This is a genomic window from Streptomyces sp. NPDC051684 (assembly GCF_044453445.1).
Classification (GTDB): domain Bacteria; phylum Actinomycetota; class Actinomycetes; order Streptomycetales; family Streptomycetaceae; genus Streptomyces.
Map to the genome: position 1 here is coordinate 56955 of NZ_JBITCS010000021.1, position 16231 is coordinate 73185.

The 16231-nt window shown below is 71.1% G+C and carries 14 protein-coding genes; 7 read left to right on the forward strand and 7 right to left on the reverse strand.

The window, feature by feature from the left end; genetic code table 11:
• Positions 1-4 precede the first annotated feature (4 nt).
• The 7 genes from ACIA8D_RS24785 to ACIA8D_RS24815 are packed head-to-tail and all read left to right on the forward strand — an operon-like array spanning position 5 to position 9100.
• Entirely contained in the window at positions 5-1570 is a 1566-nt protein-coding gene (locus ACIA8D_RS24785) for a class I adenylate-forming enzyme family protein (protein ID WP_399235536.1), read from the forward strand.
• Complete coding sequence (locus ACIA8D_RS24790) at positions 1570-2901, forward strand: nucleotide sugar dehydrogenase (RefSeq protein WP_399235538.1); 1332 nt, start codon at positions 1570-1572, stop codon at positions 2899-2901. The genes ACIA8D_RS24785 and ACIA8D_RS24790 overlap by 1 nt, the downstream gene beginning before the upstream one ends.
• Complete coding sequence (locus ACIA8D_RS24795) at positions 2894-3874, forward strand: NAD-dependent epimerase/dehydratase family protein (protein ID WP_351333897.1); 981 nt, start codon at positions 2894-2896, stop codon at positions 3872-3874. The genes ACIA8D_RS24790 and ACIA8D_RS24795 overlap by 8 nt, the downstream gene beginning before the upstream one ends.
• The gene (locus ACIA8D_RS24800; RefSeq protein WP_399235540.1) at positions 3871-5031 is read left to right on the forward strand and encodes a glycosyltransferase family 4 protein; all 1161 of its coding nucleotides are present in this window, start codon (positions 3871-3873) and stop codon (positions 5029-5031) included. The genes ACIA8D_RS24795 and ACIA8D_RS24800 overlap by 4 nt, the downstream gene beginning before the upstream one ends.
• Positions 5028-6224, forward strand: coding sequence for a DegT/DnrJ/EryC1/StrS family aminotransferase (locus tag ACIA8D_RS24805; RefSeq protein ID WP_399235542.1), 1197 nt, complete (start codon positions 5028-5030; stop codon positions 6222-6224). Before ACIA8D_RS24800 ends, ACIA8D_RS24805 begins: the two co-directional genes overlap by 4 nt.
• 3 nt (positions 6225-6227) lie before the next feature.
• Entirely contained in the window at positions 6228-8072 is a 1845-nt protein-coding gene (locus tag ACIA8D_RS24810) for a hypothetical protein (protein ID WP_399235544.1), read from the forward strand.
• Entirely contained in the window at positions 8036-9100 is a 1065-nt protein-coding gene (locus ACIA8D_RS24815) for an alcohol dehydrogenase catalytic domain-containing protein (RefSeq protein WP_399235546.1), read from the forward strand. Before ACIA8D_RS24810 ends, ACIA8D_RS24815 begins: the two co-directional genes overlap by 37 nt.
• Positions 9101-9156: 56 nt before the next feature.
• On the opposite strand, the gene ACIA8D_RS24820 is transcribed toward ACIA8D_RS24815, so the two are convergent.
• Genes ACIA8D_RS24820 through ACIA8D_RS24850 form a run of 7 tightly spaced genes read right to left on the reverse strand, consistent with a single transcriptional unit; the run spans position 9157 to position 16211 of the window.
• On the reverse strand, positions 9157-12363 hold the full coding sequence (locus ACIA8D_RS24820) for a S41 family peptidase (protein ID WP_399235548.1): 3207 nt from the start codon (positions 12361-12363) through the stop codon (positions 9157-9159).
• 8 nt (positions 12364-12371) lie between these two features.
• Positions 12372-12764 (reverse strand): holo-ACP synthase, encoded by a 393-nt coding sequence (acpS, locus tag ACIA8D_RS24825; protein WP_399235550.1) that lies wholly within the window; start codon positions 12762-12764, stop codon positions 12372-12374.
• Complete coding sequence (locus ACIA8D_RS24830) at positions 12761-13399, reverse strand: GNAT family N-acetyltransferase (RefSeq protein ID WP_351333879.1); 639 nt, start codon at positions 13397-13399, stop codon at positions 12761-12763. Before ACIA8D_RS24830 ends, acpS begins: the two co-directional genes overlap by 4 nt.
• Positions 13390-13854, reverse strand: coding sequence for a hypothetical protein (locus tag ACIA8D_RS24835; RefSeq protein WP_351333877.1), 465 nt, complete (start codon positions 13852-13854; stop codon positions 13390-13392). Before ACIA8D_RS24835 ends, ACIA8D_RS24830 begins: the two co-directional genes overlap by 10 nt.
• Positions 13847-14323: a hypothetical protein gene (locus ACIA8D_RS24840; protein ID WP_399235552.1), complete on the reverse strand. Its 477-nt coding sequence runs from the start codon at positions 14321-14323 to the stop codon at positions 13847-13849. Before ACIA8D_RS24840 ends, ACIA8D_RS24835 begins: the two co-directional genes overlap by 8 nt.
• The gene (locus ACIA8D_RS24845; protein WP_399235554.1) at positions 14320-14847 is read right to left on the reverse strand and encodes a hypothetical protein; all 528 of its coding nucleotides are present in this window, start codon (positions 14845-14847) and stop codon (positions 14320-14322) included. Before ACIA8D_RS24845 ends, ACIA8D_RS24840 begins: the two co-directional genes overlap by 4 nt.
• Positions 14844-16211, reverse strand: coding sequence for an MATE family efflux transporter (locus tag ACIA8D_RS24850; RefSeq protein WP_399235555.1), 1368 nt, complete (start codon positions 16209-16211; stop codon positions 14844-14846). The genes ACIA8D_RS24845 and ACIA8D_RS24850 overlap by 4 nt, the downstream gene beginning before the upstream one ends.
• Positions 16212-16231: the final 20 nt, after the last annotated feature.

The following is a 16231-nucleotide window of genomic DNA, read 5'->3' on the forward strand; positions in this document are numbered from 1 at the left end:
AACCATGCTGGAGTTCCTGCGCCACCACAGCGATCGAGCGCCCGATCGGCCTGCGCTGAGCGAGTTCACCGCCTCCGGGTGGCGGTCCGTCTCGCGGGCCGAGCTGTACAGGTCCACACTCTCCGCCGCGGCCCGCGCGGCGGAGACGCTGAAGGTCTGTCCCGGACCCGCAGTGGTGGAACTCGACGGCAGCGCCGACAGCGTGGCTGTACTGCTCGGCCTGCTGACTGCCCGCATCGACGTGATCTGCGTCGAGGAGCACAGCTCGCATCTGACGGACGCCTCGTCAGCGATCTGGCGTACGGCCGCGACCGCAGCCGTACTGCCCACCGCGCGAGCGCTACCCTCCGGTACGCCGGTGTTCGACTACCGGGAACTGCTCCGCGGGGCCGATGGCGCCAGCACCGGTGGCGGGGTCGCCCCCGCGTACACGGAAGCCGCCGTGGACGACGGCGCACCGAGCGTGCTCCAGCTGACCTCCGGCTCGACCGGCGAACCCCGGATCGCGCGGCATCCGCTCGGCTCGGTGCTGCGAGGCGCGGAGTTGTATCGCCAGGTGCACGGCTACCACGCGGACGACATGGTGCTGCTGCCCCTGCCGATCGCCCACTCCTTCGGCCTGGTGGGTGGTCTGTTCGCGGCGCTCGTCTCGGGGACCGAGCTGCTCAGCATCCCCAAGTTCTCCCTCAGCGCGGTCCGTTCAGGTCTGCTGCGCGGCGCGACCGTGCTGCTCGGTACGCCGTTGCTCTACCAACTGGTCGAGAAATCCCTGGCTCAGGCGCTCGACGACGGCGAACTGCGCGTGTTGCTCTCATCCGGTGGGCCGCTGGCGGCCGAGACGGCAAGAGCCGTGCAGCGGCTCAGCCGTCAGCCTGTGCGCCAGGTGTATGGCAGCACGGAAACCGGTCTGATCGCCTGCGGGACTGGTGCGGAGGCGGCTGACTCCGTCGGGCGCTTCGCGCCCGGCGTCGAGTGGCGTCTGCTGGATGCGGAGCCAGGCTCCAACGGGGCGCGCACCGGACGGCTGGCGGTACGTACCTCGACCATGTTCACTGGTTACGCCGGGACCGACGGGGCACAAACAGCGCCCGGGCCCCCACAAGGCCCGGACAGCCAAGACCTTGCCAGCGGCGTCCCCTCTGGCTACTACGACACGGGCGACCTGGTGACGGTCTCCGCCGCCGGGAACGTGTCCCTGGTCGGCCGCAAGAACACCTTCATCAACGTCGGTGGCCGCAAGGTCAACCCGCGCCGGGTCGAACGGATCGTCCGGGAGTTCCCCGGCGTGGCCGACGCCCACGTGCTGGGCCTCGACACCCTGCACGAGCAGGCTGTGCACGCCGTGGTGGTACCGGCTCCGGGCCGGGCAGGACCGCATCCCGGTGACGTCGTCGCGTTCTGCCGCGACCGGCTCGCCGGCTACGAAACGCCGCACCACGTGCACGTGCTGCCCGCTCTCCCCCGTACTTCCATGGGAAAGATCGACCGCACCGCGCTGCTCGCCGCACTCTCCTCATCTCCCGCCACCGACCGGTCCCCCGGTCACCAGACTGACGAGGCAACACTCTGATGAATGACCTGACGGCCGCCGTACCGTCTCCCCGCCCGCTCGCTGTCATCGGACTCGGCTACATCGGCCTGCCGCTCGCCCTTTCACTGGCCGGCGAGGGGCATCGTGTGATCGGCGTCGACACCAGCCCGGACGTGCGGCAGGCGATCGCGGGGGGCACGCCGCTGTTCCACGAGCCGGGGGTGACAGAAGCGCTCGCGACGACGCCCGCCGACCTGTTCAGCGTGGCCGACCAGCTGCCCGACGAGCCGCTCCAGGCCGTCATCCTCTGTGTCGGTACCGCCGTCGACCCCAAAACCCACCGCCCCGACCTGCGCCATCTGGAGTCGGCCGCCGCGCACGTCGCGGAACACCTGTCACCGGACACCCTCGTGGTCGTACGCAGCACGGTCTCGGTCGGCACCTGCCGACAGACCGTTCTGCCGTTGCTGGCCCGCAGCGTCGCGCAGCCGCTGCTGGCCTCCTGCCCGGAGCGCACCATCCAAGGCGTCGCGCTGCACGAGATCCGTTCACTGCCGCAGATCATCGGTGGCATCGACGAGCGCTCAGTACAGCGCGCCGCCGAGCTGCTCTCCGCGGTCTGTCCGGACCAGGTGACGGTGTCCTCGATCGAGGCCGCAGAACTGGTCAAGCTGATATGCAACGCGCACACCGACTTGATCTACGGCTTCGGCAACGAGATCGCGGCACTAGCGGAGGGCGTGGGGCTCGATGCCAACGAAGTGATCGCCGCCGCGAACCTCCGCTACCCGCGCCCCGACCTCTCCCGCCCCGGCTTCGTCGGCGGCAGTTGCCTGGTCAAGGACCCGTACCTGCTGCTGGACGCGGGGCGGTCGGCCGGCTGGCCCGCGCCGATGGTCGCTGCTGCCCGCCAGGTCAACGAGAGCGTGCCGCACCGCGCTGTCGCCCGGGTCGTCGCCGCGCTGGAGGAGCGCGGTACCCCGCTGGCGGACGCGAAGGTGCTGGTCTGCGGCGTTGCCTACAAGGGCCGTCCTGAGACGGACGACGTACGCGGCTCGGCCGCCGTGGACGTCGCCGCCTCCCTCGGCAGCCGGGTCCGCTCGCTGGTGGCGCACGACTTCGTCGTCACCCCTGAGCGCATATCCTCACTCGGCTTCGTACCGACCGGGCTGGACGACGGCCTGGCCGACGCCGACGCCGTGATCGTCCTCGTCGACCACCCCGGCTACCAGGAGCTGACCGCGGACCGGCTGCTGACCTATGCGGCGAAGCAGCCCGTCGTCTTCGACATGTGGGGCATCACCGAACCGGAACTCGCCGCGCCGTCCGCGCGGAACGAACTGACCTATCTGAGGCTGGGCCGTGGCTGACCGCGTACTCATCACCGGAGGCGCCGGCTTCATCGGCCTGCACCTCATTCGCAGGCTGCTCGATCAGGGCTGCGAGATCACCGCGCTGGACGACTTCTCCCGCGGTAAGGAGGACCCCGAATTCGCCGCACTGGCCAAGGACTTCCGCCTGGTGCGGCACGACCTGACCCGACCGGTCCCGGACGGGCTGCTGGACGGGTCGTTCGACGCGGTGTACCACCTGGCGGCAGTCGTCGGGGTTCAGCGCACCCAGTCGGCGCCGGCGCATGTGCTGCGCACCAACCTGCTCACCACCGTCAACCTGCTGGACTGGTGCGACCGCAACCCGCCCGGCGCGGTCTTCCTCAGCTCCACCAGCGAGGTGGGCGACGGCGCCGCGCAGCTCGGCGTCGCGCCGTTCCCGACACCGGAGAACGCGCCGTTCGCACTGGTCGAGCCGCGCCGCCCCCGCTCGTCGTACGCACTGAGCAAAGTGGCTTCGGAGTCGATGCTCTGGCTGCGTCAGGACAGCTACAAGGTGCGCATCGCGCGCTACTACAACGTGTACGGGCCGCGGATGGGCCACTCGCACGTCATTCCGCAGTTGATCGGCCGCATCGCCGACGGAGTGGATCCCTTCCCGCTGTACGGGGCCGAGCAGTCCCGAGCGTTCTGCTATGTGGACGACGCGGTGCGGGCCTCGGTCGGGCTGATGGCGCTGCCGACGGACGCGCCGGTGCTCGCCAACATCGGCAACGACACCGAGGAGATCCGGATAGAGAATCTCGCCCGACGGCTGTTCCGGCTGGCTGGAGTGGCTCCCGCGCTGGCCGCGCAGGCGGCGCCGCCCGGCTCCCCCGAGCGTCGGCTGCCCGACCTGACGACCTTGCGGTCCGTGCTGCCCTCGTTGGAGTACACGCCGCTCGACACCGGCCTGCGCGCGATGCTCGACTGGTACGGCGCGAACCGGCCCGACCGTCCGGCCGTTCGATGAGCACCGTGCTGGCCGTCTTCGGTGGTTACCCGGGCAGCCGCGTCACAGGAGCCTCGCTGATGGCGTGGCGCACGACAGCGGCGCTCGCGGCGCGCGGTCACCGCGTTGCGCTGCTCACCGACAGCCGCTGCCCGGAGGATCTGGCCGACGCCGACTGGCCGGTGTTCACCTCCGTCGCCCAACTGTCCGGTACAGCGTGGTCCCACCCCGACTACGTGCACGTGTACGACCTCGCGTCGCCCGCCCATGCCGAACTGGGGCGGGAGCTGGCGGCGCGCAGCGGCGCGACGCTGGTGCTCACCCCGGCCTCCGCACCGGAGACCTGGCCGGACCCCGCGCTGGGCCGCCGCGTCAGCGCGGAGGCGACGGCCCTGTTCGTCCTCACCGAGACCGAAGCCACCACGCTGCGCTCCATCGGCATTCCCACCGACCGGATCGGCCACATCCCGCAGGCCCCCGATCTGGCCGGGCCCGGCGACGGAGCCGCCTTCCGCGCACGGCACGACATCGGCGGACCACTGGTGCTGTTCGTCGGCCGACATGTACCGGCCAAGGGGTACGAGCTGTTGCTCGATGCCGCACCGTCGGTCTGGGAGCGGGTACCGGAGGCGGTCTTCGCCTTCGCCGGCCCGGACGAAGGCGAAGACGTCGACGCCGCCTTCGACCGCCGTGCGGACGCGCGGATCCGGCGGCTCGGGCTGCTGTCAGACGCCGAGAAGCACGACGCGCTGGCCGGCTGCGCCGTGCTGTGCCTGCCGACCAGCGCAGACGTCTTCCCGCTCGTCTTCGTGGAGGCGTGGAGCTGCGGCCGACCGGTGGTGTCCGGAAGGTTCACCGGATGCCTTGAGGTGGTCCGTGAGGGCGTGGACGGTCTGCTGGTCGACCACACCCCGCTCAGCGTCGCGTCGGCCTTGCTGAAACTGCTCCAGGACGACGCGCTGCGTGCTTCCCTCGGCGCCGCCGGGCAAGCCCGGGTCGACGCCGAGTTGAGCTGGGATCAGGCGGCCGCCGCAGTGGAACGCGGTTGCAGCATGGTTGTGTCGGAGCCCGCGGTCGTAGTGGCGTCTCGTGCCCCCTCCCCCCGCCCACACACAGCGGCGCCCTCCGGTACGACGGCCGACGCCCTCTGTACCGAACAACCCAGTGAGGCCCCATGACATCCCCCGCCCCCCTGCCGTCCCGGCCTGTGAACCTGGCCGACAACACCATCGGTGACGAGGAGATCGCTGCCGTCGAGAAGGTGCTGCGCTCGGGCTGGCTGTCGCCCGGCCCGGAGACCTCGGCGTTCGAGGAGGAGTTCGCAGCGGCGCTGGGCGCATCCGCCGCGGTTGCCGTGAGCAGCGGCACCGCCGCGCTGCACCTCGCGGTACTGGCCCTGGGTCTGCGCCCCGGCGACGAGGTGATCGTTCCGTCGCTCAGCTTCGTGGCATCGGCGGCGGTGGTCGCCCTGCACGGCGGAGTGCCGGTCTTCGCCGATGTGCTTTCCGAGACCGAGCCCACCGTCTCACCCTCGGAGGTCGAGCGGCTGATCGGCCCACGGACGCGGGCTGTGGTGGTCATGCACAACGCCGGCTACCCGGCCCGCGTACGGGAGATCGTCGCGCTGGCCGCTCGACACGGTGTCACCGTCATCGAGGACGCCGCGCACGCGCCCGTGGTGCGACACGGTAACCAAGCGCTGGGCACCTTCGGAGACCTCGGCTGCTTCAGCTTCTTCGCCACCAAGAACCTCACCACTGGGGAGGGCGGCATGGTCGTCGCCCGCGACCCGGAGCTGCTCGGCCGCGTACGTTCGCTGCGCTCGCATTGCCTCACCCGCACGACCTGGGACCGGGTACAGACGGGCGGCGCGGACTACGACGTGCCGGGCCTCGGGCTCAACTACCGGCCCACGGAGATCTCCTCGGCGATCGGCCGCGTACAGCTGTCGCGGCTCCCTGCCGACCGTGCGACACGCGCTGCGCTGACCCATCGCTACCACCGGCTGCTGACCGAAGTGCCAGGGCTGACCCTTCCGTTCGCGAGACACGAGGAAGACTCCGCGTACCACCTGCTGGTCGTCCTGCTGCCCCCTGGCGTCCCGCGCGAGGAGGTCCGCGCCGCGCTGTCGGCGGCGGGGGTGCAGACCTCGGTGCATTACCGGCCCACTCATCTGTTCTCGTACTACCGCGACCACTACCCGGCGGGCCCGCTGCCGGTCAGTGAGGCGATGGCCGACCGGCTGCTCTCGCTGCCGCTGCACGCCCGACTGACCGAGTCGGACGTGGACCATGTGGTGGCCGCACTGGCTGCGGCACTGGCCCGGGCGCGGCCCGTGGCGACGCCGGCCCGGACGGACACGGAGGGCTGAGCGATGTTCGCGGTGCACGACGGCCGACTCAACCGGGACGGCCGCCCCTTCCTTGCGCTCGGCGTCAACTACCACCCTGCGGAGGCGGGTTGCCGGATCTGGTCCGACTGGGACCGGGACGCGCTCCGGACCGACTTCGAGCAGATGACCGAGGCGGGGCTGACAACCGTGCGGCTGTTCCTGTTCTGGCGGGATGCACAGCCCGACCCGGCCTCGGTGGACAAGGTGACCCTGGACCGGCTGCGCACGGCGGTAGCGACGGCGCATGACGCCCGGCTCACCTGTGTGGTCTCGCTCTTCACTGTCTGGATGAACGGCCAACTGCTGGACGTGCCGTGGCGGGCCGGGCGAAACATATGGCGGGACCCGGGACTGTTGGACGCGGAGCAGCTGCTGGCCCGGGAGGTGGCCCGCGCGCTGCGCGGCCAGGACGGTCTGCTGGCGTACGACCTGGGTGACGAGCTGTGGCACATCGACCCGGCGGCAGCGCAAGCTCTCGACCGCGCCGACGTGGCCGACTGGCAGGAGCGCATCGCCGGGGTGCTGCGCGCGGAGGATCCGGGGGTGCTGGTCCTCCAGGCGAACGACCCGTCCGGCGTGTTCGACGGTGTGCCCTACGGCAGTGACAACAGCGCGAGTCTGGACCTGATCGGCACCCACGGCTTCCCCTCCTGGGCACCCGGCGCGATCGAGTCCACGCTGTCCTACCGGGCCACCTCCCTGGTGCCGTTCCTGGTCCGGGCATCCGCGGCGTACGGCGTGCCGCTGGTGGACGAGATCGGCAGCTACGGCGTAGCGGAGCGCACTAGCGCCAGATACCTGGGCGCCGCGCTCGCCTCGGCAGTCGGCAACGGTGCGGCCGGCGCGCTGGTGTGGTGCTGGCGGGACATCGCCTCGACGGACGAGCCTTACCAGGAACGCCCGTTGGAGCGGCTGACCGGGCTGCACCGGCTGGACTACACACCACGCGCCACCATGGCAGCGCTGCGCCGGGTGGTTGCGGACCCGCCTGCGCCCGCTCCAGGACGCCCACCCCAGGAGATCGCGCTCTACCTGCCCGAGCGGATGCGCGGTGGGGGCAGCAGCTACCTCGACGGCGGCGGCAGCGCGGTAGCCGCGTTCCACGCCTACACCTTGCTGAAGCGAACCCATCTGGCTTTCGATGTGACGGCCCGCGAGGTGACGGGCCGAACTTTGCTGCTCTGCCCGTCGGTGACCCACCTCACGATGACGGACCTGGACCGGCTTCGGCAGGCCGCGGAAGAGGGCGCCACCGTCTATCTGTCGATGGGCGACCACCTGCACGGCTTCCCCGGCACCGAACTGACCGGCGTCGAGCTCGAGGACGTCTGCCCACCCGCCGGAAAGGAGAGGCTGGAGTGGGGTGAGGGCACATGGCCGCTCGACTGGTCCACCGTCGCGGCCCGCCCGACCACCCTGCTGGTCACGCCCGACTGCACGGTGCTCGCACGCTACCCGGACGGCAGCCCTGCGCTGACATCGCGTCGGACCGGACGAGGGAGCGTGCTGTTCACCAACGCGCCGCTGGAGGCCATGTTGGACCGGCCAGGGCGGCTCGCTGAGCAACCGTGGGAGGAGTTCTACCGGCGGCTCGCCCGGCTGGCGGGCACCGGGCCGCAGGTGACGTGCGACGCGCCCGACGTCGAGGTGGTCACCGGGGTGGGCGACGGCAGCGGTGTGCTGCTGGTCAACCACGCGCCCGACCCCGTGAAGGCCGAGGTGGTGCTGCCCGGTCCGGGCAGCCGGAACACCCGCGTGGTCAGCGAACTGGCCGGAAAGGAATGGACGGTATGGAATCCGGAACGGCCGGCGCCGGGGGCGGAATGAAGGGCGTGGTCTACCGCGGGCCCGGCCGGGTCGCGGTAGAGGAGCTGCCGCTACCCGTGCTTCAAGGGCCGCGGGACGCGATCGTCCGGGTCACCCGGGCCGCCGTGTGCGGCACGGACCTGCACCCGTACCGGGGCGAGCTGCCTGACTTCGCGCCGGGCACCGTGCTCGGACACGAGTTCGCCGGGGTGGTGCACAGCGCAGGGCCCGAGGCACGGTTCCGGCCTGGCGACCGGGTGTTCGCCTCCGATGTAGTGGCCTGCGGGCGCTGCGCGCAGTGCGCACGTGGTCTGCATTACCAGTGCGCCGAGGTGAGCCTGTTCGGATACGCCGACGTGGTGGGCAAGCCGGTGGACGGCGGGCAAGCCGAGTTCGTGCGGGTCCCGTTCGCCGACGTGGTGCTCGGCGCCACCCCGGCGGACGTTTCCGACGAGCAGGGCCTGTTCGTCGGAGACGTGTTGACGACCGCCTACGCCGCGGTGCGGAACGCGGGCGTCCAAGCGGGTGACCGCGCCGCGGTCGTCGGTGCGGGGCCGGTGGGCCTGCTGGCCGCACTCTGCGCCCGGCTGGCGGGAGCAGTAGAGACGGTCGTCGCGGACACGGATGGCTCCCGTCGGGCACGCGCGGAAACGCTCGGTTTCCGCGCGGTGGACCCGGCCGAGCCGTCCGCGGCCCTGGCGGTCGGTCCAGGCGGCGCCCAGCGGGTGGTGGAGGCGGTCGGCACCGATGCCGCGCTCCGCTTCGCCCTGGAGACGGCCGGCGCGGGGGCGACGATCGCGGTGGCCGGTTCGCACCACTCGACCGCCATGCCCTTCCCGACCGGCCTGGCGTTCGCCCGGGAGTGGACGCTGCGTTTCACCGTGGGCGACCCAATCACGCTGCGGGACGAGGTACTCGGCCTCGTCCGCGACGGGTCGATCGACCCGTGCCAGGTGGTCTCCGACCGGGTTCCGCTGGTCGCCGCACCGGAGGCGTATGAGGCCTTTGACCAGCGGCGGGCATTCAAAACGGTGCTGGAGATCGGCTGACGGTGGACTGCGGTCCCGTCTGCGGCGCCTTTAAGCGTGACAGACGGAACAGCAGCTCAGCGGCTGCGGTCCTCCAGAGCCTCCAGCGCCACCCGGATCGCCCGCGCCAACTGCACGTCGTCACCCGCCCCGTGCCCGGAAGGAATGCCGTGCGTCCGCCCGTACGGCGCATCGTCCACCGAGATGTCCGGCTCGATCCCATGGTTCTCCAGACTCTGCCCCACGTCGGTGAAGGTGTAGGCGTACTCGGGCTGGGTGGTGAGCGTGCCGTCGACCAGCGGATGGCGGGGGTGGGTGGCGATCACGCCACCCCACGTGCGTCGTCCGACAATTGGGCCGAGGCCGCGTGCGCGGAAGAGGTGTGCGAAGACCTCGCCGTCGGAGCCGGTGTGTTCATTGACAAGAGCTATCAACGGGCCGCGCGGTGACTGCACAGGGCAGGGCAGAGCCCCTTCCCACCGACTGTGCTCGTATCCCTCCCGCCGCCGGGCCAGCCGGTCCAGCACCAACGGTGAGGTGAACCCTCCCGGGTTGAACCGCGCGTCGACGATGAGCGCCGCCCGGTCGTGCTCGGCGAGGAAGCCACGGACGAACGCGGCATACCCGTCGGCGTACAGATCGGGGATGTGCACGTAGCCGACCCGCCCGCCTGTCCGCTCACGTACTTCGTCGCGTCGGGCCCGCACCCAGTCCAGGTAGCGGGCCGGGCGCTCGTCGGCGCCTGCCCGCACGCGTACCCGGCGTTCGGCGCCGTCCCGGCGGAGCGTCAGCTCGATCTCCTGCCCTGCACGCCCGGCCAGCAGAGGGCCGACGCCCGGCGGGCCCACCGGGCGGCCGTCGACGGCGGTGACCACGTCGCCGGGGCGGATGTCCACCCCGAGCCGGCGCACTGGGACAGCCGTGGTGTGGTGACCCGGGTCGCCGGTGAGCACGTGCGCGATCCGGGCGGAGCCGTGGCCCGGTACCCAGTCCACGCCGAGGAACCCCTGACCCGGTCGCCGGTCGAGGCCGGCTGTGCCGCTGAACTCATAAGCGTGCGAGGTCCCCAGCTCGGCCTGCATCTCCCAGAGGAGGTCGGAGAGTTCCGCGCGGGTGCCCACCCGGTCGAGTAGCGGCAGATAGCGCCGGTAAACGGCGGCCCAGTCCACCCCGCCCGTCGCGGGCTCCCAGAAGTGGTCCCTCTGGAGCCGCCACACCTCGCGGAACAACTGACGCCACTCCGCCTCGGGCAGCACCGAGGGGCAGACCCGCCCCAGATCGACCCAGCCCGCCCCGGGGCCTGGAGCGTCCTCTTCGTCGAGCTCCCGGTCGCGAGCCGCGCATTCGGCCGGCAGTGCACGCAGCCGGTCGCCGGAGCGGTACAGCAGGGTGTCCCCCGCGGCGTTGAGTCGAGGTTCGGACACCGCGTCTGCGACCGGGCGGAGCTCCAGCGCGGTGAGGTCGAAGAAGACCAGCTCGGCGCCCTCCGAGTCCTGTTCCGAGGCAGTCAGCAACAGTGCCCCTGACGGTGTGCCTAGCACCGCCAGGTACTCGCCCGACGGCACCGGAAACGCCACGACCCGACCCGAGATGCCCGCGAGGTCGATGCCGGAGTCCTCCTCGTGCGCTGTGCGCAGCGGCGGCTCCGGCTCCTCACCCGGAGCGCTGGGCCGGACCACGAACGGCGAGGGCTGATCGGCGTGGAGGGTGAGCAGGTACGGGTGAGAGGCGTGCGGGAAGCCGAAGCCTCGAGTGACCGGATCCTGCACGGGCGACAGTCTGCGCTGCCCGAGGAAGTACAGGAACCGTCCCTCCGGATCGAAGCAGGGCGAGTGGTCGCGCAGCACCGGCTCGGTGATCTGGTGGCACTCCCCTGTCGCCAGATCTGCGAGCTTGACAGCCGAGGTCTGCGGACCGGTCGGCAGCGTGTACGCCAGCCAGCGACCGTCGGGGGACCAGGCAAGGCCGGTGATCGGCGCGTACGGGCTGTGGTCCAGCTGCCGGACCGTCGGCGGACCGTCGGCGGGCAGGTCCACCGCGTACAGCTCGTGCCGGTGGTTCGCGACCGCGATCGTATCGGCGGTAGGCGACGCCTCCAACTCCAACGCGCGCCCCAAGTCCGGAAGTTCGAGCTCCGAGGGCGGACCGTGAACCGCCGTGTCGAGCAGGACCAAGCGTTCGTCGGGGCACTCGTCGGCCAGCACGACAGCCAACCTGCGGCCGTCCGGCAGCCAGGCGGGCAGACGGTATCGGGCGCCGTCCCGCACGCCGTGCATGCGCGCCGGGCCCTCCCAGTGGCCCAGCGTGCACACTTGCCCCCGCACCACCAGCGCGGTTCGGGCGCCATCCGGGCTGGGGTGGGCGTGCTCTAGATGCTGTGCCGCGGACACGACCGTCCGGCGGCGCCGTGCTCCGGTGCGGTGTGTCACCAGATCGATTCGACGCGGCCCGCCTCCCGCCGGGTCCAGCAGCATCAGCTCCGCTCCGACCTGATGGACCAGCCGTGTGCCGTCGGAGTGCAACGCCCGGGCGTAGAAGTCCCGGTGGTGGGTGTGCCGGGTGAGGTCTGTGCCGTCCGCCGCGCAGGAGTAGACGTTTCCCACGCCCTCATGGTCCGACAGGAACCACACACGCCCCGCGGCCCAGCAGGGTGCGGCGAGATTTCCCGGCAGCTCCACCAGCGGCCGAAACCTGCGGCCCTGTGACGCGGCAGGGCGGTCAACCGCACGGTCGCGCACGACGCCGGCGGCACCCCCGTCATCGGTGGTCCACAGCTCCCCTGCCGCGCCGCCCCGGTAGCGCTTCCAGCGCGCCGGGTCGCCCGTGTTCCGCCCCAGTACCAGCGCACCGCCGGGACCGTGCGCGAGCACGGTGGCAGAGCCATACGGCAGCAGGCGGGGCTCGCCGCCCGCCGGGTCGACCGCGAACAGTCGGGGCCCGAAATCGGGCAGCTGGTGGGCGTCCGAGGCATAGAGGACCTCACCGGTGTCCGGGTGCCAGCCGACCACGCTGCAGCGCTGGGCCGCCTGGTGGGTCAGTCGGCGCGGCGGGCCACCGGCCAGCTCCAGGAGATACACCTCCTGAGGCCCGTCATCGGTACCGGTGAAGGCCACCGACCGGCCGTCCGGGGCGAACCGCGGGCCCTGCATCGGGCCGACGGAGGCGGTCAGCCGGACCGCCTGCCCGCCCTCGGCCGGGGCCCACCACAGGTCGTCTTCGCAGACGAAGACCAGCTCATCGCCGCAAATCGTCGGCTGGCGCAGATACCCGGGCGTCGCACCCACCCCGGGAATCATCCGGCCGACGGCCCAGCGATAGCGACGGCAACGGCAACGGCAACGGCCAAATCCGCCTGGTGTGTAAGGGTGACCGCCACCTCGCCCAGCCCGGCCGCCTCGGCCAGCTCTCGGGCGCCGCCCGAGAGCGTCACCCGGGGCGCGCCCCAATCGTCGTTCAGCACCTCGATGTCACGCCAGCGCAACCCCTGGCCGAAGCCACGACCGAGCACTTTGCAGGTCGCCTCTTTGACGCAGAACCGCCCGGCCAGTCGCTCGACGCACCGCTCCTCGCCCAGCCCTTCGGCCTGGGCGAGTTCGGCGCGGGTGAACAACACCGCGCGGTACTTCGGGTGTGTGGCGACCTTCGCGAAGCGCCGCACCGACAGCAGATCGACGCCCACCCTCATGCCCCTGCGTCCCCCTGCACATCTCCCTGACCGGTCCTCTGCTCGTCTCCATGGCCCTGGCGACTGTCCTGCAGGGCCGAGCGGATGCGCGCCGCACGCTCGCTACGGCGGCGGTCGATCTCTGTCCGATCCGCTTCGAAGTCCGCCGCGGTACGGGTCCAGTAGCAGGCGGTGCACCAGCGGCCCGCGGTGTACTGGTCGAACCGGCGGCGCAGCCGGTGCAGTTCGTCCAGCCGGCTGCTGGAGTGCAGCATCACGTTGTGTTCGAGCACCTGGTCGACGATCACCTCCATGTTCAGCTCCAAGTGCAGGTAGCGTTGCGCGGCTTGAACGAGCAGCGTGCCGAACGCACCACGGAAACGCGGCAGCAGGGCGAAGGAGAGTTCGCAGCGGCGGCTGGGCCAGTCGATCGAGGTCATCCACCAGAAGCCGATCACCTCATCCCCACGGCAGACAGTGAAGATCCGTTTGGTGTCGTGCTCCTCGTGAATGGTCCTGCGGTGCCACTCCGCGAGCGCATCGTCGGCCGTCGCCATGGCGAAGTCCGTGAGGTTCGCCTGGAATTCCGGGTCTCGCAGCAGCTCGCCGCGGACCGGGATGTCCGCCTCAGTGAAGTGCCTGATGGTCAGCGCCATGCCGGTTCCAGAGAGCGATGGTGGACGGTCGCGTCGAGATACGCACCGGAGCGGAAGAAGTGCGCGCGCAACACCCCGACCGGCCGGAATCCGGTCGCGGCGAACCCGGCGTGCGCCGGATCGGCCGACGCGCACACGCCAACCGCGCCCACGCATCGGCGGTGCGTGCGGAGGAAGTCCAGCAGTGCGGTCAGTGCCTCGGGGTCTTCGGTGGTACTCGACACCACCGCCTGCCGGGGGTTGTGCGGGTTCCACACCGCGCCCAGCACGCTCGCCACTGGGGCGTTGCCGCCGCCGTAGCGGAACACCAGTGCTTCCTCGGCCCGCAGCCTGAGGACGAGCAGCGCATCGTTCTGTGTCACCGGATCCAGCCCCAGGAAACCGCGGGCGGCCTGGCCGCAGCGGCCGAGGGCAGTCGCTGCAGCCTCGGCGGTGAGCACATTCAGCTCAGTCATCGTGCACGATCCCCCAGAGGTCACGGTCCACGGCTTCCCCGGCGTGCCACAGCGCCTGTGGCACGGTCGCCTCCCGCCGGAAGCCGACCGCCTCCGCCGCCGCCACCGCTGCGGCCTGGCCCGGCACCGTCGGCGTGAGCCAGCCATACAACCGGCGCAGCCCCAGCGCGTCGGCAGCCACCGCCACCGCCTCGGCCAAGACATCCGCCACGACGGCACGGGCCTCCTCTTGGAGGCCGATCTCCAGCCGGGCGCGGCGGACCACCCAGTCGACCTCGACGAAGCGGACGAAACCGCCCGCCGACGTCAGGTACAGCCGCTCGTCCGAGCAGGACCTGGGCGGCTGGACTCTCACTGGCTCGGCCAGCGCGGGTCGACCGGTCAACGGCGCGGCCAACAGCTCGCCGGGCGGCCAGTTCCCCGTCAGTAGCACGCGGTCGGACTCCCGGTATCCGTAGAGACTGCTCACTCCACTCCCCAGAGCTGTACGAAGTGGTGGTAGCCGCGGTACCTGCCGCGGTGCAGGACGACGTGCTCGAGTACGCCCTCCTCGGTCAGCGGCAGACCGCGCAGAATGCCGAGCAGCCGCGAGTCGAATTCCCCTGCGGTGACCGTCAGCCGCACCGCTTCGGTCCGCTCCCGAAGGCCGGCCTCGATCTCGCGGTAGGCGGCTGTCCACCAAGTGTCCGGCGCGCAGTGCCGCAGCCGGAAGTCCAGTTCGTAGTGTGCGCTGACACCATCGGTCGGTGCCATGGCGTACAGCCCCACGGGCTCGCCGTCCGCGCAGAGCACACGGGTGTCCTCGTCCAGCAGCGCGACGATCTCCGCCTCGGCCGCCAGCCCCGGATGGACAGTGCGGAAGTAGAAATCGGGCTCCGTAAAGAACGCGAGGACAGTGGGCAGGTCGGCCTCTGTGTAGGGATGAGCGGACCAGCGGTCCGGTACGTACGCGTCCTCCGTGACGGCAAGCGCGCCGTCCGCCGCGGCCGTCATACGCCGGCCTCCGGAGTGGGTTCGGGCTCCGCGTGCTCGGGGTGGAGACTCTTCGGGCGCAGCGCAAACCGGCTGGCGTAGGGGACACCGACCAGCAGGCTGAGCAGCGCGCCGGTCGCCATCGTCCAGTACAGGCGACTCACGTCGTCGGTCGTGCCGACCAGCGCCCAGCCGACCGTCACGATGAGCGCGAAGTATCCGGCGTTGAAAATCATGGCGAGTCGTGCGTGTCCCACCTGCTCCATGACGGTCAGGACAATGAGCATCATGCCCGTGCAGCCGAAGGTGACGCCCACGATGTCCACGAAACGTCGGGCCTGTTCGGCCACGTCCGGGCTGCCTGCCAGCAGGTTGGTCAGCGGATCCGCGAGGGACAGCACCAAGACGGTGAGCACCGCGTAGCCGATGAGGCCGAGCACCATGCCACGCCGGAAAATCAGGCGCACCGTCTCCGACCGCCCAGCGGCGAGCGCCTGGTTCATCAGCACCGCCACCCCGGAGGCGAAGCCGACCGCGGGCACCACGATCGCCGTCTGCACCATGTATCCGACACTGAAGCCGGCCACCGCCAGCTGGCCGGCCGGCGCGACGATCCGCAGGAGCACGAAGTTGACCACGACCAGCACCAGGAACGACGCCGCCACCGGCGCGCCGATCTGCCGCAGCATGACGGGGGTCTCCGGGCGCCAGCCAGTCAGTGCGGGGAGCCGCACCAGCCCGCCCCGTACCAGCACGGCGAGACAGATCACGACCTCGACGGCACCGGCCAGCGCGGCGGCCAGCGGCACCGCCATCAGGCCGCCGTCGAGCACGAGGCCACCGACAGCGACCGCGGCGATGTTGAGCCCCACATAGAGCCCGGTAGTGATCGCCGCCACGCCACCGCGGCCGAGGCCGCGCAGCGCGGCGGAACAGATCTCGCCCAGCATGCCGAGCACCGAGGCACCCACCATCGCGGCCAGGAAGAGCCGGAACTCGCCGCGTTGGCCGGGCACCACCTGCACGGCATCAGCCAGCACCCCGCTGAGCACGATTAGTAACGCGCCCAGCGCGAGGAACAGCACGATGCCACTGCGTGCGACGCTCCCCATATAGCGCGGCACCTGGTCCTTGTCGCCACGCCCGAACGCCTGCGCCACCACGACTTGCAGAGTCACCGCCAGCCCGGTGGTCAGCGCCAGCACCAGAAAGGCGATCGGCGTGTACACCGAGCGAATGTACAGCTCGTCCTCGCCCAGCCGGCCGATCAGCCCGGTGACGACGAGCTGTGACGCTGTGCCGATGGCGTTCGAGAGCGCCATCGGCAGCGAGATCCGCGCGATGCGCGTGTGGGAGGCGTCGTGCTCGACGCTGGTAGTGGTCATGTCACCATCATCCGAAAATG

Excerpts from the sequence above, each read along its gene's own strand:
- ACIA8D_RS24785 (WP_399235536.1), top strand. The coding sequence starts at position 5 with ATGCTGGAGTTCCTGCGCCACCACAGCGATCGAGCGCCCGATCGGCCT.
- ACIA8D_RS24790 (WP_399235538.1), top strand. The coding sequence starts at position 1,570 with ATGAATGACCTGACGGCCGCCGTACCGTCTCCCCGCCCGCTCGCTGTC.
- ACIA8D_RS24800 (WP_399235540.1), top strand. The coding sequence starts at position 3,871 with ATGAGCACCGTGCTGGCCGTCTTCGGTGGTTACCCGGGCAGCCGCGTC.
- ACIA8D_RS24805 (WP_399235542.1), top strand. The coding sequence starts at position 5,028 with ATGACATCCCCCGCCCCCCTGCCGTCCCGGCCTGTGAACCTGGCCGAC.
- ACIA8D_RS24810 (WP_399235544.1), top strand. The coding sequence starts at position 6,228 with ATGTTCGCGGTGCACGACGGCCGACTCAACCGGGACGGCCGCCCCTTC.
- ACIA8D_RS24815 (WP_399235546.1), top strand. The coding sequence starts at position 8,036 with ATGGAATCCGGAACGGCCGGCGCCGGGGGCGGAATGAAGGGCGTGGTC.
- acpS (WP_399235550.1), bottom strand. The coding sequence starts at position 12,764 with ATGAGGGTGGGCGTCGATCTGCTGTCGGTGCGGCGCTTCGCGAAGGTC.
- ACIA8D_RS24830 (WP_351333879.1), bottom strand. The coding sequence starts at position 13,399 with ATGGCGCTGACCATCAGGCACTTCACTGAGGCGGACATCCCGGTCCGC.
- ACIA8D_RS24835 (WP_351333877.1), bottom strand. The coding sequence starts at position 13,854 with ATGACTGAGCTGAATGTGCTCACCGCCGAGGCTGCAGCGACTGCCCTC.
- ACIA8D_RS24845 (WP_399235554.1), bottom strand. The coding sequence starts at position 14,847 with ATGACGGCCGCGGCGGACGGCGCGCTTGCCGTCACGGAGGACGCGTAC.
- ACIA8D_RS24850 (WP_399235555.1), bottom strand. The coding sequence starts at position 16,211 with ATGACCACTACCAGCGTCGAGCACGACGCCTCCCACACGCGCATCGCG.